Raw genomic sequence first — 25392 nt, forward strand, 5'->3', positions numbered from 1 at the left:
CTTTCAACTAATTTAAAGGAGTTAGCATTATTGCAAAACCCGGCGATAGATATCCATCACCCTATGGGCATGTTCCTCAGCTGTAGCCTTGAGTATCTGCACAGGAAGATGCTGCAAGGCCAGTCTATGACTCTCATCACGAAAAAAGAAGTAGGCTTGAATGAGTGACTGAACATCGATAAGAGGCAAGAGTTCGAGTTCACCTAAGGTTTCAAATATCCTCACATTATCAGATCTGGTCGACAAATCATGGTATTCATGGGCATAAGCTAACACCAAGTATTGAGCAAGAAACTCTATATCGGCGATCCCGCCCTCACTCTGCTTAAGATCGAACATGCCGGTATCGATTTTTAATAGGTGTTCGCGCATCTTGAGACGCATCTCCCTCACATTTTTGGCTAAGGTATGCTTGTCTCGCTCCTGCTCGATAACCTGAGCTCGTATCTGACTAAAACGACTCGACAGCTCATTTGCACCGAACATAAATCTAGCCCTAACCAAGGCTTGATGCTCCCAGGTCCAGGCTTCCTCTTTCTGATACTCACCAAAATTTTCTATCTCGCTTACCAGCAAACCAGAAGCACCCGATGGGCGTAAACGCATGTCTACTTCATAGAGCTCGCCGGATGTGGTACGGGTAGAAAAAAGGTGCAAAATCCGCTGAGCTAGCTTGAGGTAAAAATGCCCTATCTCTATGGGCCGATCGCCATTGGTCTCACTATGCTGCGAATATCGCTCTCGGGAATAATTGTGTAAAAATACCAAGTCGAGATCCGAACCGTACCCAAGCTCTAACCCTCCAGCTTTACCATAACCAATAACGGCAAAACCCATATCGCCGCCTTCAAGGTGACTCGGAATGCCGTGACGACTCGTGACTTGCAGCCAGGCTTGAGTAACGACTTGATCAATAACCGCCTCGGCAAGTAAGGTAAGGTGATCGCTCACCTCGCTTACAGGTAAGACTCCTGTGACATCGGCCGCGGCTATCTTTAACTGCTGTGATAGCTTAAATTGCCTCAGAACCTCCATCTGCTGCTCCATATCCTCCTCAGGAACACGCAGTAAATATTGCCTCAGTTCGCTGCCATAATCATCGAGAGAAGTGGTGTCATATAGCTGAGTAGGATCGATAAGCTCATCGAGTAACATGGGGAATTTTGCTAGCTGCTGAGCAATCCAGGGACTCGCCTGACACAGGCTCACCAATTGTTGTCTGGCCCCAGGGTTCTCATAGAGAAGTTCGAGATAAGTAGTGCGAGTTAAAATCTGATCTAGCACCTTAGACACTGACACGAAGGCCTTAGATGGAGAGGCTAGATGAGTAAATTCACGCAATAGCCAAGGCATAAGCTTATCTAAGGTATCTCGTCCACGGGGACCTATGCTACGTTTTGCTATGGTTTCACGCCATTGTTTAAGTAAGGGCCAAAGGTCGGGATCATCTATGGCTTGTTCACTTATCAAACTTTGAGCATGATCATCTTCCTGAACATTCCAAAGATCTTGAGTCCAAAGGTCTGTTATCTCATCTTGATCATGTCCGCCAACGGTATCATTAAAGTGACGATGGATCTTAGCCATAGCCGATTCAATATGAGTCCTGAGCTCAGCTTCCGAAGCCATGCCCATAGCGTGACATAATCGATACCAGTCCAAGCCATTATCAGGCAAAGTTTGGGTCTGCTTATCCCCTATGGCCTGTAGTAAATTCTCAACTCGCCTTAACAACATATAGCTCTGCTTGAGTTCATCCACCACCAAATACTCAAGTTGTCCCAAGCTAAATAGGATATCTATCGCCGCAAATAGACTCTGCTGGCGCAAAGAAGGCTCACGACCTCCACGGATCAGTTGGAAACTCTGAATAACAAACTCAACCTCACGGATACCACCGGCACCTAATTTTATATTGTCGGTGAGCTGTCTACGCCTGACCTCTTGGGTGATAAGCTGCTTCATCTTACGCAGGGATTCGATGGCTGAGAAGTCGATATAGCGACGGTAGACGAACGGTCTCAACATGGAATGAAGTTCATCTGAGTACGAAGTCCAGGGGCCAAGAGCCCTAGCCTTGACCATGGCGTACCTCTCCCAATCTCGCCCCTGTTCCTGATAATAATCCTCCAGACCACTGAAACTAACCACTAACGGGCCGCTCTCACCATAAGGGCGCAGGCGCATATCGACGCGATAGACAAAACCATCCACAGTGACCTGATGCAGCAGATTGACCAAACGCTGACCCATACGAATGAAGAATTGCTGATTATCCAGACTTCTGCGGCCACCTTGGGTTTCGCCATGCTCTGGAAAAGTAAAGATAAGATCGATATCGGAAGAGAAGTTAAGCTCACGTCCCCCCAGTTTCCCCATGCCCAGCACGAGCAAAGGCTGAGCATTTCCTTCACTATCACAGGGGGTACCCAGTTGTTTGCACATATCTTTATATAACCAGTCTCTACTGGCTATGATTAAGGCTTCAGATAGAGCCGACAGATCTAACAGTGAATCTTCTAGGCTGACATAACCGAAAAAATCTCGCCAAGCTAAGCGCACCATTTGTCGATTTCGATAACGTCTCAGATGAGCTTTAACTTCATCTTCACTAGTCGAAAGTGCTAATAGATCATGCAACTCTCTATCGAAACTTTGACGTTCCAGACTATCTAACTGCTCATTAAATAACCCAGATATCCAATCCGGATGACGACATAATTGTTCTGCAATAAAATCACTGAGTCCCATAATGCGATAAAGCTCGTCGCTCTGCTGCTGACTAAGTTCGTTGGAGAGTTGAGGCCAGACTTCATTCAGCCTTTGCCAGTAACGATCTGCGACTTTAACAATAATGGCAGACAAGGGCTTGTTACTGATATTTTCCATTGCAATAATAATCCTTAACAATTTTGGCGGTCGACATATTATGTCTTTGGTGATATAGATATGTCTAAAATGATCTGCTTATGTCCCGAATGATATATATTAGTCATCATCTTGCATTAAGATGAACAGCTAACTGATATCTTAGATAAAACGACTATTTATAATCTCAGTTGAAAGGTTACTATAACCTAAGCAAGCACTACCTTGGGTAGTGAAATCTTGCACTGAGAATAAAAATTCAGTCACTACCACAGAATAATGGAGAAAACATGGCAGCGATGCTTATGCGCATTCTCACCCTTACATTGCTACTAACCTTAGTCGGTTGTGGCGATGACAGGCCCGACAAGATTGCTCAATTTCAGCAATTAGCCGGCCAGAGAATCGATACTTTGGGCCAAATGCTCAATGACGGCCAGATCCGTAATGCAATGTTACTCAAGCAGTACACAAGTATTTTGGAGAGGCAAAATCCGGACATGGCGCCGTTATTTGGTGAGCTAGCCAAAGATGCGACTACCAAAGGCCCCATGTACACCTCTTTGGTGAATAGATATCAAGCGCTGGGCAGTGCCAGTAACTATGTTGATCTGGATCAGCAACTCGCTGAAGCTGAAAATGTCTATTATGCCGCCGATCCTAGTCTGTATAACGATATGATCTCGGATCCACTCAATGTCGTCGCAGATATGTCTAATGGTGCATTAGCCAGAGTAAACTCTATTAGCCGTGAAGCCGCCGCTTTAGCTAATGGTGCCGATGATTTTGGTACCGGCAGCCAACTTGTGGGTAATCCAGGTTACGGTAACTGGCAAACAGGTTCAAATGGCATGTCTTTCTGGGCTTGGTATGGCATGTACTCCATGTTCTCTAATGTGATGCGTGGCCCTATCGGCTACGATCGTTGGTCAAGCCGAAGAAACTACAGCTATTACAATGATGTGGGTCGTGCTCGCTATACCTCCCCCAAACAGGCTACCGCACAAAACAAAACCTTTGAACGCACTAAGAAGCAGTTCAGTTCACAGGGGAAAAAGTTCGATAGCCCCTATGCCAAATCTCGTACAGGCTCTACAAGCCTTTCAAGACAAAGCACCAGTACACCCAAGGCGAGCACCACAGGTACTCGCAGTAAAAGTAGCAGCAAGTTTCGTTCTAACTACTCTAAGAACAGCAACTTCCGCAATTCTAACAGTCGCACGACTCGCGGTGTACGCCGAGGCAAATAGGTAAGGAATTCACATGACATTATTTCAAAACTTCGGCATCACAACGGATCTCGCAATCATCTTAGTGATCGATCTGACTATCGCCATTATTCTGCTAACTCTGATGCGCTACCTACAGGGGTGGACAGCTAAAGTTGATAGCCGTGTAGAACTGGCAGAGAAAGATAACTTTGCTTTTGGTATCAGCACCGCTGGTGCCATTGCGGGTTTAGGTATTGTACTCACGGGCGCCATCTCTGGTGAAGCGGCGAGTTCATATGCTGTCGAGGCCATCGGTATGAGTATCTATGGTTTATTCGGCCTGATACTGATTAAACTTGGTCGCTATCTTCACGATAAAATTGCGCTTAATGAATTTAATAAAGGCGAGCAGATCCTTAAAGGTAATATCTCTGTTGCCATCGTCGATGCCAGCGCCGCGATTGCTACAGCGATTATCATCCGCTCGGTACTCATCTGGGCCGAAGATCTGACTGTGGATACCTTTATCGCCATATTCAGTGCCTTCGCAATTTCTCAGCTAATGCTAGTGCTGCTGACACGTTTTCGTGAGTACAGGTATGCCAAGCGCAATCAAGATGCCTCCATGCAAGATGCCCTAGTTCAAGGACATAAAGCCGTGGCGATTCGCCATAGCGGTTATATGTTAGCTATGGCACTGAGCTTCAACGCTGCAAGTCACTTCATCATCTATAACCCCCAGGCCTACATAGCAAACCTCATTGGTTGGCTGGTTTTCTCGGTGATCATGTTGGTCGCACTCTCAGTGCTGATAAAGATAGTGAAGAAGCTAGTACTGTCGAAAATCAATTTAGCCCAGGAAGTTGAACAGCAACACAATATAGGCATCGCTACCGTGGAGTTGGCAATCAGTGTCGCCGTGGCGCTCATTCTCACCAGCTTGATGTACTAACTCTGGTTACTTTGTATAACACCAAATACGGTTAATCATCTGATTAGCCGTTTTATTTTCCTTAATGCAAGAGATACAAGTGACTGAAACAGCGCTTAATACCAGCTCGACAAACCAAGAACGAAAGCTCAGTTGGTTTGACGATACCTTACTACTCGGCATCATGGCCGTACTCGCCGGCTGTGGTTTAATCTACGAATATCTGTTATCCCACTATGCAGGTCGTATTCTGGGAGCATTAGAAGCCGCTATCTATACCATGATTGGGCTGATGATCGTCTCCATGGGCATAGGTGCATTTGCAGCCAGAAAGATACGTTGCGCCTTCACAGGCTTTGCCGTACTCGAGCTCAGTGTCGCCCTGTGTGGCTCACTGGCCATATTGATCACTGCTGCCGTTATCGGCTTCGGCCAACAGCTCCCTCTAATCATAGCTAGCACATTAGGCCTGCCACCTGATCAACTCCCCGAAGGTGGCTTTATCGGTTTGTTACAACACCTGAGTGAATATCTGCCCTATTTCTGGGGCGTACTGCTTGGCTTAATGATCGGCATGGAGATCCCCCTCATCGCTCGCGTGCGCCAATCTCTATGTGATGAGCACCTGATGCACAATGCCGGTACCATTTATGGCGCCGACTATGTGGGCGCGGGGATAGGAGCCGCCATCTGGGTGACCTTTATGCTCGCCATAGATATTCAGCTTGCGGCGGCATTGACAGCCAGCTTTAACTTACTGGCAGGCTTTATCTTCATCTGGCGCTTCTGGGATCGCATTAGGTTCGTAAAAACCTTGTTGGTTGGCCATTTTATCGCATCAGGGATATTACTCTTGCTGGCCTGGCACGGCCCAGGCTGGGAGCAGAACTTCAATAACTTGCTCTATAAAGATAATGTCATCTATGCTAAGTCGACCCGTTTTCAGCAGCTCACCTTTACCGAAAGGTTGAGAGGCAGCGGCATAGCTCCTGTCTATTCTTTGTATATCAATGGACGATTACAGTTTTCCAGTATCGATGAGCATATCTATCATGCATTTCTGGTCCATCCGACCATGGAAGCGGCGGCTCGCCATGATAAGGTATTGATCATCGGCGGCGGCGACGGATTAGGGCTAAAACAAGTATTAAAATGGCAACCTAAACATGTCACCTTGATGGATCTCGATAAAGATCTACTGGCCCTATTCACCTCACACGACGCCGATATGCCGAAGCGACTGAGCCAAACCTTGCTCAAACTCAATGGTGATGCCTTAAATGATCCCAGAGTCGAAGTCTTAGTAGACGATGCGTTCAATGGCGTAGATAAGCTACTGAGAGAAAACAAAAAATATGATGTCATCATAGTCGACTTGCCCGATCCCAGTCATCCGGATCTCAACAAGCTATACTCAGATCTTTTTTATAAAAAGCTAAAGGAACTCTTGAGTGCAGATGGGGCTCTAACTGTACAATCGACATCCCCCTACCATGCACCTAAGGCCTTTATCTCAGTAGGAAAAACCTTAGCGCTTGCAGGCTTCGATGTTAGCCAGTACCACCATAATGTGCCGAGTTTCGGAGAGTGGGGCTGGAGCATAGCCACTGCATCTGGCAAGAATGCTAAGGCAAGACTGAGTGACATCGAACAGCTATCGATAACAGATGACTGGCTGACACCAGGGCTAATTAAGGGGGCCTTCGAGTTCCCGGGGAATTTCTATCAAGAGATAGATAATATTGAGCCGAATCGAATTGGCTCAATGCAGTTATACCAGTACCATCAGAAGGCCTGGACAGAAAACCAGGGAGTGACACTATTTTGATGACCTGTGACTATCACAGGTCATCAGTTACAGAAATAAGCATCTAGATCGACATCGAGCTGTCTCAATTTTATGAAGTAATAGATAAGACAGCTCAATTTATCAGTTATTATTTTCTCAAAAATAGCACTTGACATATTATGTCGTAGTGCTATCTTTAATCGCAGACATAATATGTCAAAGAGGACAAATATGAATATCCACAATATTGCTAACCACCTCAATGATCTTTGTGACAAGAGTCACACAGGCCTCCAGTTCGATTGCTACCCAATCGATGGTGAAGTCGAAGTATTGCAGGTCAATGTCGTAGGTCGTGAAGAGATACCCGTATTTGTATCGGTAACTGAAAACCAAGTTTTGTGTATTAGTTATCTTTGGGGTGAGGAAGAAGTCAAGCAAGACCGTCGCATGGAAATGTTCGAAACCATGCTAGAGCTTAACATTCCAATGCCACTCTCATCATTTGCAAAAGTTGATGATAAATATGTGGTTTATGGCGCACTTTCTGTGCAATCAGATATGGAAGAGATAGAGCAAGAGTTATCAGTTCTATCTGACAACTGTTTGGAAGTTATCGACGAGATGTCTGACTTCCTCAAGTAATGCTAACGCATTTAATTAACTAAATTTGTAAGTAATGACACAGGTAGAAGTCAGTGTTATTACCTAATTAAAGGAGCCACATCATGGGCATACTAAACAAGATTTTAACCGCTTTCCGTGGCGGCGCTACCGAAGTTGGCCAAGGCATCGTTGATGCTAACTCTACACGTATTTTCGAGCAGGAGATACGTGATGCAGAGAAGCACCTCACCAAGGCTAAGCGTGAACTGACAGATGTCATGGCTAAAGAGATGCAAGCTAGCCGTGAAGTTGATCGCTTAAAGCGCTCTATTGCTGAGCACGAAGGTTTCGCGACCCAAGCACTTGAACAGGAAAATGAAACACTTGCCTTAGAAGTTGCTGAGAAGATCTCTCAACTTGACCAAGAGCTTGCTGAGCAGTTATCGGCTAATGATAACTTCAGTGCACATGCTGCACGCCTGAAAGAGCTAGTACGTAAAACAGAGCGTCAACTGACAGACTACCAACGTCAGCTTACTATGGTAAAGACCACTGAAAGCGTACAGAAAGCAACGGCGAGTATCACTGACTCTTTCGCTGGAAGTAATTCAAAACTACTTAATGCTAAAGACTCTTTAGAGCGCATAAAAGCACGTCAGCAGCAATTTGATGATCGCCTTGTCGCATCAGAGCAGCTAGCCGATGAAAATAGCGATAAATCGTTGCATGCTAAACTTGCAGAAGCAGGCATTGGCGAGCAAAAATCTAACGCTAATGCAGTACTTGATCGCCTTAAAGCGCGTAAGTAATCACCATTAGCTTTTACATGAAGTTAGCCACTAACTTTTCATGCATTGACTAAGAATCAAGCGCTTTTCTTATGACTAAGAAAGGCGTTTTTTTGTCAAAGCAAATCAACAACTCAGGAGTGATGATGAGTTTCTTAAAAGGTCTTTTTGGAAAAAAAGAAGTCCCCACACGTCAACTTGACCATCCCTCGAAGCTCCTCAAGGGAGATATGATATCTCTTGATGATAGCTTTGCCTTGCCCCCGCAGTTGCGCGGTCAACAACTTAGGGTTGAGTCTATCTGTACTTACGAATACCAACGTAAACAGCAAACAGAATGGGCACTAAAGGGACACGGCAGCGATACCTTATTTCTTTCTCTAGATGAAGATGACGAAACCTATCTGGCTTTCTCTATCAAGATCAACCGTTCTCTAGTCGAAAATATTTTCGATCTCGATCAGTTTGGGGCCATATTCGAAGAAGATGAGCAGGCACATTTAACCACTCAGACACTGCCTAAAGAATTAGTTGCTGAATTTTCTCAATGGCTGGGCATGGAATACCATCAGGTTAACTTCGCTCAGTTTGGCTATTTTCATCGTGAAGATTACCGGGGTAAGAAACCACCACAGGATGCCGAGGGTGCCACAGGCGATGAATTCGAGTCCTATCATCTTCTTGACGAAGATGAGAAATATGCCGTCGATGTGGAAGTCTATGCCGATGGCGATACCGATGTCATGTTAACCTTGTACCGCCCGCTTTCCGATATTCGAGATTATTGGCCAGGGAAATAGTAACAAGCTCGTAGCCCGTGGGTCGCGAGCAGCGAGCCAAAGACAGGACAAAGCAAGTCTAGCTCGTAGCTCGTAGCTCGTAGCTCGTAGCTCGTAGCTTAACAATAATTTTTAAGGTAATACCGAATGACTAAGAAAAAGAACTCACTCCCGGATCAATGGTTACAAAACCAAAAAGCCGCGAAAGCGACTCAGGTGGCGTTCGACTTAGATGAAAAATTTCAGTATTCCATCCGTAAAGCCGCTCTAGACTCAGGCTTCAGCCCCTCGGATCAGATCCGCACCATCTTAGGGCTTTCTGTCACTAAGCGCCCTAAACGTCCACGCCTTACCGTGTCTCTCAGTTCTGAAGATTATGTCCAACTCGCCGAAAAATATGGCCTACCTCCCGAGTCTCAGTTGGAAATAAAGAAACGTGTATTGGACGATCTCATCCACTTTAGTGATAAAAACTAGTACACTCAGTCAGATACCTATGGAGTATCCTATCGCTAATCTAGTGATAGGATGAAAAACGGATGTATGTGAAATGGCAAATTTAAGTCGATGGTTACCCGACACTGAGACTCACCCAACCCCCTTTCAATTAGCCATGATGGTGCTGTCTTTTCTGTCTGTCATAGTGGTGTTGGTGCTCACTTTTGCCAAAGTTGAAGAGGAAACCCGCCGTCTACTCCTGATCATCGATTTTAGTATCTGCATGATATTTCTGAGTTATTTCTTCTTCAACCTACTTAGAGCCGAAAACAAGCTTCAATATTTTCAACATAATTGGATCGATTTAGTCGCCAGTATTCCTGCTATAGAACCCCTAAGACTAGCCCGCTTGTTTCAGATATTACGGGTTATCCGTCTTATTCGTATGACCCACTCCCTGATAATACCTATGGTGAAACAGCGCAGACAAGCTACCTTAGCTAGCTTACTCGTCGCCATGGTGACTATCCTAACCTTCTCATCAGTATTGATGCTCATCGTCGAAAGTGGGGTGCCTGGTGCGAATATACATACGGCAGAGAACGCTATATGGTGGGCATTAGTCACTATCTCCACAGTTGGCTATGGCGATTTCTATCCGGTATCCACAGCTGGACATGTTATCGGGGCGATAGTCATTATCTGTGGAGTGAGCTTCTTCGGTGTGATCTCAGGTTATATGGCATCTATCTTCATCGCACCAGATGAGACTGAAAAGCTGGAAACCCAAAGTGAAGAGATAAAATGTGAACTGAAGATGGCCATCGACCGTATGGAGCAGAACCAGAATGTGTTGATGGCAGAAATAAATAGTTTACGTGAAGAGATACGTAAAGAGAAAGAAGAGCCTAGGAGCTAGTTCCTAGGCTCTAAAAGCAAAAAGCTAAGATGACGAGCTTCTTAGCTCTCAAAATTCATTGGGTTATTCTCTCCCCGGTAAAGCCAATCCAGCAACAAAGAGTTTTGATAGTGGCAAAGTCACGTCGTCTTAATCTTAGTCACTAGTATCTAGGACCTAGAGTCTAGACTAAGAACTGCTCCTATCGCCAATACGGCTGATTACTCAATGCAGAGCGTCTCGAATGCTCCATGGCAAATACTAAGCTTTCCTCTTTATTGCGTAGCCAATCCGAGATATCAATATCCAACGACTCACTGATATGGGCTAGCTGCCGGTAAGCGGCCAAGGTTCTGATGCCTAATACCAAGTCTTGCCATGGTGCTCTGAACACATCTCTGCTTTGCTTACTATAAAGCTCACCATAGGCCACACCGACGAAGATACTGTCATCTAATGCACGAGCGAAAGACTGGTACTCTCGACTAGTCAAATCGGCTTCCGATGGCATCAGGGCTAAGATCTTCTGCCAGGAAGCTTCCTGCATTTTATCGGCAAAGGTCTTAAGGTCGGTGTTAATATTGATGTTAAGATTGACACGACTCTCTCCAGCTCGCATTGCGAACAAGAGATCCACCAAGCTAAGTTGCAAACTGCCATAACAGGTATCGGCTAACATCTTCTCAATAAGACTCGAGATAGATAACTGCTGTAATGACTTTAAGGCCTGCTCGGCTAATTTAGTCTTCTTTGGCTGCTTCGCGATAAGCTGACTGTTCTGACTCAATATTTCAGCCAAACTTAATCCTGTCTCGATAAAGCTTAAGTGGCTCTCTATACAGTCAAACATAGTAATAAGACTATCGCTGAGCAGATTAAACTGCTTCAATGTACACCTCAACAGCCGCACACAAGCACGTAGACGATAGCAAAGCGTCGGTACTTGCTCCAAACTATGAACACCAGTCTCTAAAATCATGGCTTCTAGTTGCTGCCAACGTTCTAGGCCAGTGCTTAAGAGTGAAACCAGTGTTTGCTTGAGATCTTGGCTCGCTTCTAAGGCGATAAACTCCAGAACTTCCAGACTTAAGGGGCTCGATTGCGCCGCTAACCGGTAACCTCGCAGAGCCTTACTCGCCTTGCCTAATCGAACGGGAATGGTTTCGGCGACTTTTATGCCCAGCTCAATTAGCGCCCCGGTTTTACCCGCCATTAATTCAAACTCTAACTCACATATAGGCTCTGATTTTGTTTCACCACCTCTCGTGACACTCACATGCCCAATATCTAAGGCTACTTCCACCAGGCTTTCATCCACATAAATATGCCAGGTTCTTCTCTCGAAATCCGTATCGAATAAACAGGTCAATTGAGATTGCACTGCTGAAATATTCGCCTCATCTGGCCATATATTTTCTGGAAATAAATTTAAATTAGGCTCGTCTTGATCTATATCGAGGTTGTATTCCGGTCGTGAATGAATCCCCCCGACCACTGTCCCTGCCGTTTTTATCGTCTGCTCACGCTTGCCATCACAGCCACGAACCCTAAGACCCATGTCCCATTTTCTGAGTTGCAGATCTGGGGTATCGAAATAGCCATTCGACAATTTACGGCAGGCCTGCTGCTCACTACTGGGTAACCTATCAAGTAGATTAATCAAGGTTTGTTGTTGTTCTAATTGAAAAAATAATTTAAGTTCTATCTCGGCACTCATTAGCCAATCGCTCGCTTTGTCTTAGGTTTTAGTTTTGTATTTTTTGACGCTAAAAAAAATGTCATCAAAATTTCATTAATATTTAATCAAAATTTCATCTGCCGGATGAAATGTAATATTACTGTCACAAACAATCCGTAGGATTGCGCTTTGCAGTTTAGATATAACTCGTTAGAATAAAAACTGTCTTTTTTAATGTAAATCACAGTTTCAATACGCGGTCGCTTGGGTTAACATGCGCCCGCTTTTTCCAACAGTGGAATAACCTAAATAGGTACACGGCAATGCCAGTAAACTCTATTTTGGGCGTGTTTGCAAAATCGCCAATTAAGCCTCTACAAGAGCATATAGACAAAGTGCACCAATGTGCATCGATACTTGTCCAATTTTTCGACGCTACAGTCGCTGGAGATTGGGATAATGCAGTTGAACTACGTAAGCAGATCAGTGCTACGGAACGTGAAGCGGACGCTCTTAAGCGTGAAATCCGTTTAACGCTTCCTGGTGGACTGTTTATGCCCGTCGAGCGTACCGATCTACTGGAGCTTCTAACCCAGCAAGATAAAATCGCTAACAAGGCAAAAGATATCTCTGGTCGTATCATAGGCCGTCAACTTGTCGTCCCTCAGGAGATTCAAGCCCCCTTCAGTGCTTATTTAATCCGCTGCCTCGATGCAGTAGCGCTAGCAAAACAAGCAATCAACGAACTCGATGACCTGCTAGAAACCGGTTTCCGTGGTCGTGAAGTTGACTTGGTCGCAAAGATGATCGCAGAACTCGATAAAATCGAGGAAGATACGGATGATCTTCAAATCAAGATCCGTCGTCAGTTGTTCGCTATCGAAAACGATATGAACCCTATCGATGTGATGTTCCTCTACAAGATAATTGAATGGGTTGGCGACTTGGCAGATCTTGCCGAGCGTGTCGGTTCCCGTTTAGAGCTTATGCTAGCTCGCGTCTAACAACAAAGTTATCAAGGTAACAACATGGTTGATGTATTAGTCACCAATGGCCCATTGCTGATTGCAATTGCGGCTACATTTGGTTTTTTAATGGCATGGGGTATTGGCGCAAACGATGTTGCCAATGCAATGGGAACCTCAGTAGGTTCTAACGCGATTACGATTAAACAAGCGATCATCATTGCGATGATTTTCGAATTTGCCGGTGCTTATCTAGCGGGTGGTGAAGTTACAAGTACTATCCGTAAGGGGATTATCGACTCAGCTTACTTCGTCGACACACCAGAACTACTGGTTTACGGGATGATCTCCGCGCTATTAGCCGCAGGCATCTGGTTGATAGCGGCATCAGCTCTTGGCTGGCCAGTATCTACCACTCACTCTATTATCGGTGCCATCGTTGGTTTCGCCGCGGTAGGTGTGGGCACAGAAGCAGTTGAATGGGGCAAGGTTGCAGGTATCGTTGGCTCCTGGGTTGTCACTCCGGCAATATCTGGCTTTATTGCCTTTATGATATTCCAGAGTGTGCAGAAGCTCATCTTCAACACCGATAATCCATTGGAAAATGCTAAGCGTTACGTGCCTTTCTACATGGCGCTGGCAGGCTTTATGATGTCTCTGGTGACCATTCAAAAAGGTCTTAAGCATATCGGTCTACACTTCAGCACTGCCGAGGCATATGCTTTAGCTACTGGTATTGCGGTTATTGTAGGTATCGGCGGTACGATAGCGATTAAACGCCTTAAAATGGACAGCAAGGCCGATCGCCAAACTCAGTTCGGCAACGTCGAGAAAGTTTTCGCTGTCTTGATGGTCGTCACAGCTTGTTGTATGGCATTTGCTCATGGATCGAACGATGTCGCTAACGCGATTGGTCCACTAGCGGCTGTAGTATCAGTGGTCAACAGTGGTGGTGAGATTGGTAACAAGGCTGCTATCGTGTGGTGGATTCTTCCACTAGGTGCCGTAGGTATCGTCATGGGTCTTGCCATCTTTGGTAAGCGCGTAATGAAGACCATAGGTAAAAACATTACTCACCTTACCCCAAGCCGTGGTTTTGCAGCAGAACTTGCAGCAGCTTCAACCGTAGTGATTGCATCGGGCACAGGTCTACCCATTTCTACCACACAAACCTTAGTGGGTGCAGTGTTAGGCGTAGGTATGGCCCGTGGAATCGCAGCAATTAACATGGGTGTGGTCAGAAACATTGTAGTCTCTTGGGTGATCACCTTACCTGCAGGCGCCGCACTGTCGATTCTGTTCTTCTTTACCATAAAAGGCATCTTCAGCTAAGCCATTAGACTTAGCCTGTAGTCACAGATTATTAAGGGAAGCTAACGCTTCCCTTTTTTATACCTCCGCTCTCAGCCACTGAAGTAATGCTCGTTTAATCCCCGTCATTTTCATGACAGTCCCTCTAGTCTCGTCCAAGTTTTGACATTAATTAAGCTTCATCTACCCACAGACATATCTCTTGCATCTAGGCCTTGCAAAACGCCCTGCAAATCCCTAGCATGTGGCTATATTTCGTTGATGAGAATTCAAAGTGTTAAGATTCTTTGCTTTAGTGGGACTGTTACTACTCTCTCCAAGCTTATTGGCCGCAGGCCAAGCTGGATACATATCCGATAAAGTCTATCTCTATCTTCATGGTGGACCGGGTACCCAATTCCGAATATTGGGTAGTGTTGAGGCAGGCCAGGCAATCTCACTATTGGGCGAGACTCAGGGTGATTACACTAAGATCATCGACCATAAAGGTCGTGAAGGCTGGGTTGAAGCGACAATGGTGACTCGCCAAAAGAGTTTCCGTGAACAGCTACCCGAAGTGCAGGCTGAATTAATTAAGACCAAGTCTGAATTAGAGCAAGCCCTTAGCTCCAGCGATAACAATGCAGAACAGCTGAGTCAACTCAAGTCAGATCTTAGTCGTGCTCAACGAGACCTAGCTAAAGCAAGCAGTGAGCGCGATAACGCCACTAGCAAGCTAGCTAACATCGAAAAGAACGAACGTTTCCAGATGTGGCAAGAAGGTGGCATCATAGCAGCCATAGGTTTATTGATAGGTGTCATCTTAGTCTATCTACCTAGACCCAGACGTAAACAGAAGAATCGCTGGTAAACAGCCATTCCCCACACAAAACACCCCCTAAAAGCCAGCATTTAAAATGCTGGCTTTTTTATTTCTACATTCACCACCCCGCATAGACAGTGACGTTGCACACCATCTGGCCGGACAAGATCAAACAAAACTCACATTCACGACTACGATAGTGTTCCTCGTCACATTTTGATGATATTATCCCGCGGAAAGATGCTCGATTGTATACAAAAAATAAGATGCATCTTACTACGCTTATCTAAAGGCTCTTCAAAGCTAAATTAGAGAAGATTTTGTTCAAGCAAACTGTCCTTAACCGGCCCAGATGGAAGTGATTACTATGTTCAAAGCGAGTGAAGTTCTGACTGGTCTTTATGACTCAGCCAATCTCGATGAGCTGTTTAAAGCCATCACCAATAACTACATTGTCGATGAAGATGAATATCTATCTGAACTGATCAAACTTGTCCCCTCTAGTGACGAAGAAATTCAGCGCGTCACTAAGAGAGCTCATGATTTGGTTGCCAAAGTTCGCCAATATGACAAGAAAGGTTTAATGGTTGGTATTGATGCATTTCTGCAACAATACAGCTTAGAGACACAAGAAGGTATTATCCTAATGTGTCTTGCCGAAGCGCTACTGCGAATCCCTGATTCAGCGACTGCCGATGCCCTTATCCAAGATAAGCTATCGGGTGCTAAATGGGACCTGCATATGAGTCAAAGCGACTCTACGTTAGTCAATGCTTCCACCTGGGGCTTAATGATCACTGGCAAAATTGTCACACTCGATAAGAATATCGACGGCAAACCCAGCAGCCTGTTAAACCGTCTAGTCAATCGAGTCGGCGAACCCGTTATTCGCCAGGCCATGCTTGCAGCCATGAAGATCATGGGTAAGCAGTTTGTCCTGGGTACCAGTATTAAAGATGGTCTTAAGAACAGTGAAGCTAACCGCAAGATTGGCTATACACATAGTTACGACATGCTCGGCGAAGCTGCTCTCACTAAAGCTGATGCAGATAAGTATTTCGATGAATATTCATCTGCAATCGCAGCACTTGGCGCCCAAAGCTATGATGAGAACAAAGCGCCCCGACCCACTATCTCTATCAAGTTGTCAGCCCTTCACCCAAGATACGAAGTCGCCAATGAAGATCGTGTCCTCAGTGAGCTTTATGACACACTGATCAAGCTTATTCAGCAAGGCCGTAAGTTAAATGTCGGTATTTCCATTGATGCTGAAGAGATGGATAGACTCGAGCTTCACTTAAAACTGTTCCAGAAACTCTATAACTCAGATGCAGCCAAGGGTTGGGGTTTATTAGGTATCGTAGTGCAGAGCTATGCCAAACGTGGTCTCCCTGTACTTTGCTGGTTAACTCGCCTAGCAAAAGATCAAGGTGATGAGATCCCTGTACGTTTAGTTAAAGGCGCCTACTGGGATAGCGAATTAAAGTGGGCTCAACAAGCTGGTGAGGGTGGATACTCCCTCTTTACTCGTAAAGCTGGCACAGATGTATCTTATCTTGCATCTGCACGTTACCTACTTTCAGATGCAACTAGAGGTGCCATCTACCCTCAGTTTGCAACACACAACGCCCAATCTGTTGCAGTCATTATGGATATGGCAGGCGATCGCCAGTATGAATTCCAACGTCTTCACGGTATGGGACAGGAACTTTACGATACGTTAATCGCCGAAATTCCAACGACACGTATTCGTATCTATGCCCCCATTGGAGAACATAAAGAGCTACTTCCCTACTTGGTACGTCGCTTGCTCGAAAATGGGGCAAACACCTCGTTTGTCCATAAGCTGGTCGACCCCAAAGTTCCCATCGAGTCACTTGTCGTTCACCCAGTAAAGACACTGCAGAAATATAAAACCTTATCTAATAATAAGATAGTTAAACCCGCCGATATTTTTGGCGCAGAGCGTAAAAACTCCAAGGGACTCAACATGAATATAATCTCTGAATCTGAGCCATTTTTCGCGGCTCTCGAGAAATTTAAAGATACCAGCTGGAACGCGGGGCCTCTAGTCAATGGTGAGCTTTTAAGCGGTGAAACAAACGAAGTAGTCAGCCCCTTTGACACCACGAAAGTCGTGGGTAAGCTAGCTTTCGCTAATAATCAGGCCATCGAACAAGCCCTTGCTGGTGCAGATTCGGCCTTTAGTGGCTGGTGTAACACGCCTGTCGAAGTTCGTGCTAATGCATTGCAAAAGCTTGCCGATCTACTCGAAGAGAACCGTGAAGAGCTTATCGTCCTCTGTACCCGTGAAGCGGGTAAGAGCATTCAAGATGGTATCGATGAAGTTCGGGAAGCCGTAGATTTCTGTCGCTACTACGCCGTTCAAGCCAAGAAGATGATGGCTCAGCCTGAATTACTTCCTGGCCCAACAGGTGAGCTCAACGAGCTGTTCCTTCAAGGTCGTGGGATCTTCGTCTGTATCAGTCCATGGAACTTCCCGCTAGCGATCTTTATTGGTCAAGTAGCCGCAGCGCTAGCCGCAGGTAATACCGTTGTCGCTAAGCCTGCAGAGCAGACTTCTATCGTTGGTTTCCGTGCGGTGCAGCTAGCACATGAAGCGGGAATTCCTAAAGATGTGCTTCAATTCCTTCCAGGCACAGGCGCCACCGTTGGTGCGGCAATTACATCTGATGAACGTATTGGTGGCGTCTGCTTCACCGGCTCTACAGGCACTGCCAAGTTGATTAACCGTACTCTTGCTAACCGTGAAGGCGCTATTATCCCACTTATAGCCGAAACCGGTGGCCAGAATGCCATGGTCGTCGATTCAACATCACAGCCTGAACAAGTCGTTCATGATGTGGTTGATTCATCATTCACTAGCGCAGGACAGCGTTGTTCGGCACTACGGGTACTTTTCCTTCAAGAAGATATCGCAGACAGAGTGCTTGAGGTGATGAAAGGTGCCATGGATGAGCTAACCATAGGCGATCCTAGCTCAATCAAGACTGATGTAGGGCCAGTGATAGATGCAACGGCTCAGGCAAACCTCAATGCCCATATCGACCATATCAAGCAAGTCGGCACCCTCCTTAAGCAACTAGATCTGCCAGCAGGAACAGAAAAAGGTCACTTTGTCGCACCCACGGCTGTAGAAATTGATTCAATCAAGGTACTAGAGAAAGAACATTTCGGACCCATCCTGCATGTGATTCGCTACAAGGCTTCTGATCTGGCTAAGGTGATCGATGAGATCAACAGCACGGGCTTCGGTCTGACTTTAGGCATCCACAGTCGTAACGAAGGCCATGCCCTGGAAGTTGCCAGCAAGGTCAACGTAGGTAACGTCTATATCAACCGTAACCAAATTGGTGCCGTGGTCGGTGTACAGCCATTTGGTGGACAAGGTCTGTCGGGCACAGGTCCTAAAGCTGGTGGGCCACACTACCTAACTCGCTTCATCACAGAAAAAACCCGCACTAATAACATTACCGCAATAGGCGGTAATGCGACATTATTGTCACTAGGTGACAGTGACGAGTAATTGATTCCTTCAATGACTCGTTAGCTAATCTTAAGCTAAAAATTAGTTAACAAAAGAGCCAGACCCTGTATCTGGCTTTTTTTGTTTTAAATGCTGAATAGATGGAGTGACTTGGCTCTTCTTATAGGGCGCACAGCTGTGGTCTTTGACTATACTTGAGTCATTCCCATCCAATTTCAGGAGTAAAAGATGAGTGACAAAGTGTTAGGTCTTGATGAGGTCAGTAAAATCTTAGGTAAATCTGAAGCCACCATAAAACGTTATGCCAGAGAGAATTTGCTCACAAATATTGGTGATGAAGACGAATTTAAGTTCAAAGAAGATGAAGTGAACCGTTATCTTGAGTTTGCAAAACGCTTAGGCTAATTCACTGCAAAGTCAGATAAAATTCAAATCCGCAAGAGAGAATGCTACTCGCTTCTCTCTCGTTACTTCGCTTGGCCCCTTCCTTACTGTTAGCACTAGATTAGCTGTCCTTCTCGCCTGTAGTCGAGCTGGAGAGCTAGGCAGGGGCTACAGACTTAACTAGCTGAGCTTATGGTTGAGACTGGCATAGTATTCATCTTTTACTAATAGCTCACTATGATTTCCGGACGATCTCAGCATTCCTTCTTCCATCAAGTGGATCATATCCATCTGCACCATGGCCGTGAGTCTGTGACTGATCATCAACAAGCTCTTATCTTTGGCGAATTCAAAGAGCAGGTTCAGAATTTCTCTCTCGGTACGCTTATCTAAGCCTTCCGTCGGCTCATCGAGCAACAACACAGGCGCATCACGCAGCAAGGCTCTTGCTACCCCGATGCGGCGCTGCTCTCCACCAGAGAGCTGTCTTCCCCCCTCACCTATCCATACATCGAGCGGCTCTTCTCCCAGGAGCAGTGCACTAAGCCCGACTTTTTGTAACACCTCAATCAACAACTTATCATTAGTGTCTTTAGCCGCTTTACGTTCGGCCCGCGTTGGCAATTCATCCACTGGTTTTTGTGCTAAGGATAGATTGTCTCTTAATGTGCCACTAAACAAATAGATACGCTGACTCACTAAGGTAATACCGTCGGTTAAGGCCTGCTGACTATATTGGTCTATCTCAACGCCATCAAGCACAATTCGGCCAGAATCGGGCAGCCACTCCCGGGTAATTAACGACAATAAACTGGACTTTCCGCAGCCTGTCTGCCCAAGCAAAGCCACTTTTTCACCGGGCTTGATTGATAAGTTAATCCCCTTAAGTACATGGGTCTTTTCTCGAGCATCTTGCTCGTAGGCGAACACGATATCTTCAAGGCACAATTCACCACGAGTCACACGAGCAGTATTCTGGTCATTAAAACAGATCCCGGGCTCCTGCTCCACAAGCTCATTAACCCGCTCAGCGGCCGACACACACGCAGAAAGATGTTGAAAAGCGCTCGCTATTGGCATTAACATCTCGATACATGCCAAGGTCATAAAAACTATCATAGCAAGCATAGGTCCAGGAGGCAGGTGCTCACCGACGCCGGATGCTGCCATATACAACATAAGCACCACCACAAGGCCGTGACATAAAATCAAGGCACCTTGACTCAACGCTGTTACGTTTGCCATTGCCCTTTGGCTATTGAGCAAACTCGCCTCTGATTCAGCTAATCTAGCCCTAAAACGGTCGTTTGCACCAAACAGTGAGATCTCAGCCAGCCCCTGGATAAACTCCAGCACTTCAATCCGATAAGCCCGCTTACTTTCAAGTATTCCCACACCAGGTTTACGGCCAAGGAAGTAGAATATCCAAGGCAATAACAGCCATATTAAGAGTAAGCTACCGCATAGCACTAAGGCTAAGTCGGCATCTATCCAAGCTACAAACAGATATAAGGCAGCTAACATCAAGAAAGATGCCACCATAGGGGTTAATAGCCTAAGATAGAGATGATCTAAGGTATCGATATCGGCAACGAGCCGGTTTAACAGATCGCCTTGCCTCAGCCCCTGCATATTACTAGCACTGAGTGGCAGTAATTTACGCCAAGCCCAGGTACGAAGCTGTGTCAGCAATTTAAAGGTTGCTTCATGGGTAGCTAAACGCTCACCATAACGACTGGCAGTCCTGACAATGGATAGAAACCTCACCCCACCAGCAGGGGTAAAATAGTTGAACATCATAGCCGTCGCGGCAGTTAAACCCGCTACTGCCGCGGCCGATAAAAACCAGCCTGACAGCGAGAGTAACCCGATACCGGCCATCAAGGTGGTGATACTCAATATCAGACCGGTGAACATCATCAGCCACTGATGCTTAAACAACTTGATAAAAGGTAATAGGACTCTCATGAGTGTGACTCCTTATCCATACAGGTATCCAGTTCGCACTCATCATCTTGCATCTGTCTAAATAGCCCTTCTACTCGATTCAGTTCATCAAAACTTCCTCTCTGAACGATATCGCCTTTATCCAGCACTAGAATAGTATCCATCCCATCGAGCTGTTCAAGTCTATGGCTCACCATCAAACATGAGGATTGTGACATTGCTTCACGCAGTGCACTGAGTACCGCCTGCTCACTATGACTGTCTAAGCTTGCTGTAGGTTCATCTAACAGAAACAACTTAGCCTCTTGTCCTAAGGCCCTGGCTAACGCGATGCGCTGAGCCTGACCAACAGAGACACCTGCCATCTGCTCTCCAATTGGATACCCTAAGCCTAAGGCTTGCTCCTGAACGAAATCCAACACCTTAGCTTTAGCCAATAATGCCTCAACCTCGGCGTCCCCCATATCAGGATTAACCATGGCCACATTGCTTCTAATCGAGCCATGAAAAAGCTGAGGGTCTTGTCCAAGCCAAGCAAGATGCCTTCGATAATGAGCTTTATCCAGATCTTTTAACTCATTTCCGTTAATCTGAAGTGAGCCCTGATAAGGCAAAAAGCCAAGTATGGCGTTGAGTAGACAGGTTTTACCTGAGCCACTTGGCCCAACGAGCGCCACATGTTCACCGAATTTGAGGTGAAAGCTCAATGGGCCCACTAATCGACTACCATCATGACTCATCACGGCTAAATCCGTGGCGATAATCTCGGCTCCGCTGTGCCAGTCCAATTCAATGCCACCAGCCTTTTTTTCACTGACATCTGACTCAAGCCTATATTCTAACAGGGCCATCAACTCTTCGGCCGCTCCTATGGCTTGTGCTTTTGCATGGTAATGTGTGCCCATATCGCGTAATGGCTGGTAAAATTCTGGAGCCAGCATCAGCACAAACAGGCCGATAAACAGGCTAATGCCATGATCGTAGTCTCCAAAATTAAGATGACCCAGATAACTGAAACCAAAATAGACCGCCAGAACCGCGATAGACACGGCAGCAAAAAACTCCAATACCGCAGAGCTTAAAAATGCCATTTTCAGTACTGACATGGTTCTTTCACGAAACTCTTCCGAGGCAGATTCAATCTCTTTCGCTTCGGCTTCGCCGCGATTAAACAGCTTTAAGGTATTAAGGCCCTTTAATCTATCCATAAAGTGGCCACTAAGCTTAGCTAGAGCGCTGAAGTTTTTCCGATTTGCATCGGCAGCCCCCATGCCCACTAAGATCATAAACATAGGAATAAGTGGCGCCGTAGCTAATAAAATAATGCCTGCGGCCCAGTTTAACGGGAAGACAACCACCAGAATTGTTAGCGGTATAAAGCCTGCCAGAATGATCTGCGGTAGGTAACGGGCATAAAAATCATGCAGGTCTTCGACTTGTTCAAGTACGATACTTGCCCAGCTTCCTGCGGGTTTTCCCTTCACAAAAGCTGGACCCAGTTCGGTAAGTTTATCGAGCACCGCACTGCGGATCTGCAATCTAAGACGCTTCCCCGATTCAAAACTGGCGCGCTCACGAGCAAATGCCAATATTGCTCGCAGGGGAATTAATCCCAGCAACAATATAAATTCATGGACGAAGTCAGATTTGGGCAAGTCTAGAATAATGATGCCATGGAGTATCGTCGAGAGTAGGTATGCCTGTACGACCAGAGAAAATCCGGTTAGTAAGCCAAATAAAACGGTTAAATTGAGATAGAAACCACAGGCCTTTTTTTGCTGCCTTAACCAAGAAATCAATTGTTTCTCTAACGATTTGTCCATGCCGCTCCTGCAAAATAGTATTTCATGATGAAATCGAGGGAAGTGAGAGTGCACGCAGTATCGCAGGCATTGGTTGCGGAAGAAACTAACAGGGCTGTAAATGTTAAGGGATTCACAAAAATTGAGCTAGATCAAAAAAAAGAGGAACTTTTACGTAAAGTTGGCATCATCGAAAACTTTCTTGATGCCACAAAAAAGGCCGGTAAGCATTTGCTCAACCGACCTTCTCACATCTGAGTATGTCTCATGTCGATCGAAGGTATAAACACCTAAGCGACACGCTACAAACTATTTATCAGACGCATTACTTATCAGACGCATAGTCATCGCTGTCTTCGTCAAAAGAATCGGAACCAGATTCTCCATCGGCAACATCACGAGCTTCACGCCACGCATCTGCAGCCTGCTCTTTCGTCGCAGCAGCTTCAGTCCGCTCTTCACGTTGCTTAGCTTTGCGTTCGTTACGCTCCATCAAGTTTTCAAGGTATGATTTAAGCTCTTTCTCACCCCAGGCCGTTGCTTCAGCTTCAGTTGCAAAGCCAGTCTTTCTCTTAGAAACGACTGTCTTTCTTGCTGTCATACGGCGAGTGATCTCAGCAGCCCAAACCTCTTTATCTTGTTTGATGCGAAAATCGAACTTCTTAGTTTGTGTCATATTACTTATTTCCTACAGATATAATCTTATCGCCAATCATAGAGGTATGGCGTTAAGTCAAAATTTTTCCAACGGTTTCACTCATTCACATCTTTAGGCAAACCTAGATCACACTTTTTGCAATTCAGTTTATAACCAAGCATAGACGTTCTGCCTTCTGTAGTTATCACCCAAGGGCGGATAATCCAAGGCGGCATATGCCTCACATGCTGATAATGTTCACATTGAAGTATAGCAACCCAATGATTCTCATCATCTTTTAGATAACCAACTATCGACTGTTTCATAAAACCTAAAGACTAATAGCTCAAGTGCTTTAGCAGAGATGAGCGTTTAGGGCGCGAGATTAACACGTACAGACTTTAAACAACATCATTTAACGAGCTATCTTTATCGACAGAGCAATTAGCCAACGAAGAGCGAGCAATAAGAAGCGAAATTCTCCATTTATCCACTGACCCCTGAAACACGCAGTTTCAAATTGAAATTAAAACACCTTGAAGTAAAAGTTTTTATTTTTCCTAGTTCAATAATGACTAGAGCACCAAGATTTATCATTTGATTTAACCCAAAAAGTGTATCACTTACTCAATTTCTGACCTGAAGCTCAGCCTCTAATTCAATTTATTCACCTCAATTTCAAAGTATTAAATGCTATTCATCAATAATAATATAAAGGCTTACCATGTTTAAACGTACCCTAATCGCTCTCACCATCGCCATGCATCCCATGGAGGCCGTGCTTGCTAAGCATCTAGCCGAAGGGGTAAATTTAGTGATCCCAGTAGGCGACCTTACCGATAATAGCTCAACCAAAGAATGGGCTCAATGGCGCTCAATCGCAGAGAGATATCAGGCCGATGGCATGGAGTTCCTGCCAGTTATGGGTAACCACGAGACCAGCCATGCCCATACTGTTGAGTGGATTGAAAACATGCGTCATTACATTCCACAAGACGCAGTTCATATGCCTACAGCCGAGTGGCTCAACTACTACATCATACGCGAGAATACGTTAGTAATAGGCCTGGCGTATTACAACCTGCCTATCGCATTCGGTTGGATCAAGGAAGTCATTACCGACAATGAAGGTAAGTTTGATCATGTGGTGATAGCCAGCCACGATGGCCTAGTCGGTGCTAAATATGGCCAGACCCGCGAGCAGATAGTACAAGGCACCAAAGGCGATAATTGATTATTCGATATTCACAAAGAGATCCGTGAGCTATTTGCCCAGTATGATGTCATCTGAGTACAAGGACACGAACATATGTACCAGAGATCCCAAATTCATGCCGGGTCTTAGGCTCGAATGATCTAGGCGGCATGAGTGATGTATATTCCTCCACACCAAGCGGTGGAAATTATCGTATGCCATCATACACTCAGATTGTTGGTGGAAATGCTTCCTATAAAGGCTATGAGTATCGCTATGGCGAACGTGAACTTATCCAGGATGTGATCCAACATAAGATGGCAACCATGAATCAAGGCCCCGAGTTTTTCGATGCCAATGCCGGGATCTTAACCTTCAAGGATCAACAGGTGGACCACCACGCCTATTTTGCTCCACACACTATCAAAAACAACGAAGAAGAAGGCGCTAAAGAGCTGCCACACCCAGAGTGGCAATTGATGGATAGTTTCTCTCGCACCACTAATCGCTGTGAATCGCTCATCTATCCAAGCTCTATTCCCGAAGGCCAGCGCCCTGTACTCAACCATATCGTCGAGTACAAGACCAATCACTGTGTTGCTGATGACAGCTCTAAAGTCAGGCTTATTGGTGGTATCAACAACACCTTTAACCGCGTATATACCACAGAAAGAACCATGGGCTATACCTCAGGCTTGAGTCGCGCTGAGAGCATGAATGATATGCTCAGGCTGTCTCAGCAGTTTATGTTTACCGAAATATAAGCGCCAATAAACGCGTATTTCATTTAATCGACTATGCTGTGAACTGATATCGGTTATAAATTAGCGCTTTCAGCACAGATCCTGTAAGCTG

22 protein-coding genes are annotated in these 25392 nt (G+C 45.6%); 16 read left to right on the forward strand and 6 right to left on the reverse strand.

What is annotated here, in order from left to right; genetic code table 11:
* Window positions 1-27: 27 nt before the first annotated feature.
* Window positions 28-2889 carry a bifunctional [glutamate--ammonia ligase]-adenylyl-L-tyrosine phosphorylase/[glutamate--ammonia-ligase] adenylyltransferase gene (gene glnE, locus sps_RS24665; protein ID WP_149027356.1) on the reverse strand — a complete coding sequence of 954 codons (2862 nt, stop codon included), beginning with the start codon at window positions 2887-2889 and terminating at the stop codon, window positions 28-30.
* A 269-nt stretch (window positions 2890-3158) separates the two neighbouring features.
* On the opposite strand from glnE, the gene sps_RS24670 reads away from it, so the two are divergent.
* The 8 genes from sps_RS24670 to sps_RS24705 all read left to right on the forward strand — a co-directional run bounded on the left by sps_RS24670 (window position 3159) and on the right by sps_RS24705 (window position 10329).
* Window positions 3159-4118 carry a hypothetical protein gene (locus sps_RS24670; RefSeq protein ID WP_077754921.1) on the forward strand — a complete coding sequence of 320 codons (960 nt, stop codon included), beginning with the start codon at window positions 3159-3161 and terminating at the stop codon, window positions 4116-4118.
* A gap of 13 nt (window positions 4119-4131) precedes the next feature.
* Window positions 4132-5031 (forward strand): DUF350 domain-containing protein, encoded by a 900-nt coding sequence (locus tag sps_RS24675; RefSeq protein WP_077754922.1) that lies wholly within the window; start codon window positions 4132-4134, stop codon window positions 5029-5031.
* Window positions 5032-5095: 64 nt separating this feature from the next.
* Entirely contained in the window at window positions 5096-6838 is a 1743-nt protein-coding gene (locus sps_RS24680; RefSeq protein WP_077754923.1) for a polyamine aminopropyltransferase, read from the forward strand.
* Between the two features lie 192 nt (window positions 6839-7030).
* Complete coding sequence (locus tag sps_RS24685) at window positions 7031-7444, forward strand: YjfI family protein (RefSeq protein WP_077754924.1); 414 nt, start codon at window positions 7031-7033, stop codon at window positions 7442-7444.
* A gap of 83 nt (window positions 7445-7527) precedes the next feature.
* The gene (locus tag sps_RS24690) at window positions 7528-8214 is read left to right on the forward strand and encodes a PspA/IM30 family protein (protein ID WP_077754925.1); all 687 of its coding nucleotides are present in this window, start codon (window positions 7528-7530) and stop codon (window positions 8212-8214) included.
* A 125-nt stretch (window positions 8215-8339) separates the two neighbouring features.
* On the forward strand, window positions 8340-8993 hold the full coding sequence (locus sps_RS24695) for a hypothetical protein (RefSeq protein ID WP_077754926.1): 654 nt from the start codon (window positions 8340-8342) through the stop codon (window positions 8991-8993).
* Between the two features lie 126 nt (window positions 8994-9119).
* Window positions 9120-9449, forward strand: a complete 330-nt coding sequence (locus sps_RS24700) for a hypothetical protein (protein WP_077754927.1) — start codon at window positions 9120-9122, stop codon at window positions 9447-9449.
* Window positions 9450-9522: 73 nt separating this feature from the next.
* Window positions 9523-10329 (forward strand): ion transporter, encoded by an 807-nt coding sequence (locus sps_RS24705; protein ID WP_077754928.1) that lies wholly within the window; start codon window positions 9523-9525, stop codon window positions 10327-10329.
* A 181-nt stretch (window positions 10330-10510) separates the two neighbouring features.
* Here the strand turns inward: sps_RS24705 and sps_RS24710 are convergent, their stop codons facing one another.
* Window positions 10511-12025: a CYTH domain-containing protein gene (locus tag sps_RS24710; RefSeq protein WP_077754929.1), complete on the reverse strand. Its 1515-nt coding sequence runs from the start codon at window positions 12023-12025 to the stop codon at window positions 10511-10513.
* A 284-nt stretch (window positions 12026-12309) separates the two neighbouring features.
* Here sps_RS24710 and sps_RS24715 point away from each other — a divergent pair, with 284 nt between their 5' ends.
* The 5 genes from sps_RS24715 (at window position 12310) to sps_RS24735 (ending at window position 18977) form a co-directional block, all read left to right on the forward strand.
* Window positions 12310-12990: a TIGR00153 family protein gene (locus tag sps_RS24715; RefSeq protein ID WP_077754930.1), complete on the forward strand. Its 681-nt coding sequence runs from the start codon at window positions 12310-12312 to the stop codon at window positions 12988-12990.
* A 24-nt stretch (window positions 12991-13014) separates the two neighbouring features.
* Window positions 13015-14283: an inorganic phosphate transporter gene (locus tag sps_RS24720; protein WP_077754931.1), complete on the forward strand. Its 1269-nt coding sequence runs from the start codon at window positions 13015-13017 to the stop codon at window positions 14281-14283.
* A 253-nt stretch (window positions 14284-14536) separates the two neighbouring features.
* A complete protein-coding gene (locus tag sps_RS24725) occupies window positions 14537-15112 on the forward strand; it encodes a TIGR04211 family SH3 domain-containing protein (protein ID WP_077754932.1) in 576 nt (191 codons plus the stop codon).
* A gap of 304 nt (window positions 15113-15416) precedes the next feature.
* Window positions 15417-18611 carry a bifunctional proline dehydrogenase/L-glutamate gamma-semialdehyde dehydrogenase PutA gene (putA, locus tag sps_RS24730; RefSeq protein ID WP_179948387.1) on the forward strand — a complete coding sequence of 1065 codons (3195 nt, stop codon included), beginning with the start codon at window positions 15417-15419 and terminating at the stop codon, window positions 18609-18611.
* A gap of 189 nt (window positions 18612-18800) precedes the next feature.
* Complete coding sequence (locus sps_RS24735; RefSeq protein WP_077754934.1) at window positions 18801-18977, forward strand: helix-turn-helix domain-containing protein; 177 nt, start codon at window positions 18801-18803, stop codon at window positions 18975-18977.
* Between the two features lie 159 nt (window positions 18978-19136).
* Here the strand turns inward: sps_RS24735 and cydC are convergent, their stop codons facing one another.
* Complete coding sequence (gene cydC / locus sps_RS24740; protein ID WP_077754935.1) at window positions 19137-20924, reverse strand: heme ABC transporter ATP-binding protein/permease CydC; 1788 nt, start codon at window positions 20922-20924, stop codon at window positions 19137-19139.
* Window positions 20921-22726 (reverse strand): heme ABC transporter permease/ATP-binding protein CydD, encoded by a 1806-nt coding sequence (gene cydD / locus sps_RS24745; protein ID WP_077754936.1) that lies wholly within the window; start codon window positions 22724-22726, stop codon window positions 20921-20923. Before cydD ends, cydC begins: the two co-directional genes overlap by 4 nt.
* Window positions 22727-22774: 48 nt before the next feature.
* On the opposite strand from cydD, the gene sps_RS24750 reads away from it, so the two are divergent.
* Window positions 22775-22963 (forward strand): hypothetical protein, encoded by a 189-nt coding sequence (locus sps_RS24750; RefSeq protein WP_149027357.1) that lies wholly within the window; start codon window positions 22775-22777, stop codon window positions 22961-22963.
* A gap of 67 nt (window positions 22964-23030) precedes the next feature.
* On the opposite strand, the gene sps_RS24755 is transcribed toward sps_RS24750, so the two are convergent.
* Together sps_RS24755 and sps_RS24760 are read right to left on the reverse strand one after the other, a co-directional pair.
* Window positions 23031-23381 (reverse strand): DUF3622 domain-containing protein, encoded by a 351-nt coding sequence (locus sps_RS24755; protein WP_077754938.1) that lies wholly within the window; start codon window positions 23379-23381, stop codon window positions 23031-23033.
* A 77-nt stretch (window positions 23382-23458) separates the two neighbouring features.
* Window positions 23459-23668, reverse strand: a complete 210-nt coding sequence (locus tag sps_RS24760) for a DUF3565 domain-containing protein (RefSeq protein WP_077754939.1) — start codon at window positions 23666-23668, stop codon at window positions 23459-23461.
* Between the two features lie 398 nt (window positions 23669-24066).
* Here sps_RS24760 and sps_RS28715 point away from each other — a divergent pair, with 398 nt between their 5' ends.
* Window positions 24067-24576: a metallophosphoesterase family protein gene (locus sps_RS28715; protein ID WP_218919615.1), complete on the forward strand. Its 510-nt coding sequence runs from the start codon at window positions 24067-24069 to the stop codon at window positions 24574-24576.
* Between the two features lie 176 nt (window positions 24577-24752).
* Window positions 24753-25301 carry a hypothetical protein gene (locus sps_RS28720; RefSeq protein ID WP_218919616.1) on the forward strand — a complete coding sequence of 183 codons (549 nt, stop codon included), beginning with the start codon at window positions 24753-24755 and terminating at the stop codon, window positions 25299-25301.
* The last annotated feature ends 91 nt before the right edge of the window (window positions 25302-25392 follow it).

It is taken from the genome of Shewanella psychrophila, assembly GCF_002005305.1.
GTDB classification, from domain to species: Bacteria; Pseudomonadota; Gammaproteobacteria; order Enterobacterales; family Shewanellaceae; genus Shewanella; species Shewanella psychrophila.

Bases quoted from the DNA above. Each gene is read 5' to 3' on its own strand.
- glnE (WP_149027356.1), bottom strand. From the start codon at position 2,889: ATGGAAAATATCAGTAACAAGCCCTTGTCTGCCATTATTGTTAAAGTC.
- sps_RS24670 (WP_077754921.1), top strand. From the start codon at position 3,159: ATGGCAGCGATGCTTATGCGCATTCTCACCCTTACATTGCTACTAACC.
- sps_RS24675 (WP_077754922.1), top strand. From the start codon at position 4,132: ATGACATTATTTCAAAACTTCGGCATCACAACGGATCTCGCAATCATC.
- sps_RS24680 (WP_077754923.1), top strand. From the start codon at position 5,096: ATGCAAGAGATACAAGTGACTGAAACAGCGCTTAATACCAGCTCGACA.
- sps_RS24685 (WP_077754924.1), top strand. From the start codon at position 7,031: ATGAATATCCACAATATTGCTAACCACCTCAATGATCTTTGTGACAAG.
- sps_RS24690 (WP_077754925.1), top strand. From the start codon at position 7,528: ATGGGCATACTAAACAAGATTTTAACCGCTTTCCGTGGCGGCGCTACC.
- sps_RS24695 (WP_077754926.1), top strand. From the start codon at position 8,340: ATGAGTTTCTTAAAAGGTCTTTTTGGAAAAAAAGAAGTCCCCACACGT.
- sps_RS24700 (WP_077754927.1), top strand. From the start codon at position 9,120: ATGACTAAGAAAAAGAACTCACTCCCGGATCAATGGTTACAAAACCAA.
- sps_RS24705 (WP_077754928.1), top strand. From the start codon at position 9,523: ATGGCAAATTTAAGTCGATGGTTACCCGACACTGAGACTCACCCAACC.
- sps_RS24710 (WP_077754929.1), bottom strand. From the start codon at position 12,025: ATGAGTGCCGAGATAGAACTTAAATTATTTTTTCAATTAGAACAACAA.
- sps_RS24715 (WP_077754930.1), top strand. From the start codon at position 12,310: ATGCCAGTAAACTCTATTTTGGGCGTGTTTGCAAAATCGCCAATTAAG.
- sps_RS24720 (WP_077754931.1), top strand. From the start codon at position 13,015: ATGGTTGATGTATTAGTCACCAATGGCCCATTGCTGATTGCAATTGCG.
- putA (WP_179948387.1), top strand. From the start codon at position 15,417: ATGGAAGTGATTACTATGTTCAAAGCGAGTGAAGTTCTGACTGGTCTT.
- sps_RS24735 (WP_077754934.1), top strand. From the start codon at position 18,801: ATGAGTGACAAAGTGTTAGGTCTTGATGAGGTCAGTAAAATCTTAGGT.
- cydC (WP_077754935.1), bottom strand. From the start codon at position 20,924: ATGAGAGTCCTATTACCTTTTATCAAGTTGTTTAAGCATCAGTGGCTG.
- cydD (WP_077754936.1), bottom strand. From the start codon at position 22,726: ATGGACAAATCGTTAGAGAAACAATTGATTTCTTGGTTAAGGCAGCAA.
- sps_RS24755 (WP_077754938.1), bottom strand. From the start codon at position 23,381: ATGACACAAACTAAGAAGTTCGATTTTCGCATCAAACAAGATAAAGAG.
- sps_RS24760 (WP_077754939.1), bottom strand. From the start codon at position 23,668: ATGAAACAGTCGATAGTTGGTTATCTAAAAGATGATGAGAATCATTGG.
- sps_RS28715 (WP_218919615.1), top strand. From the start codon at position 24,067: ATGTTTAAACGTACCCTAATCGCTCTCACCATCGCCATGCATCCCATG.
- sps_RS28720 (WP_218919616.1), top strand. From the start codon at position 24,753: ATGCCATCATACACTCAGATTGTTGGTGGAAATGCTTCCTATAAAGGC.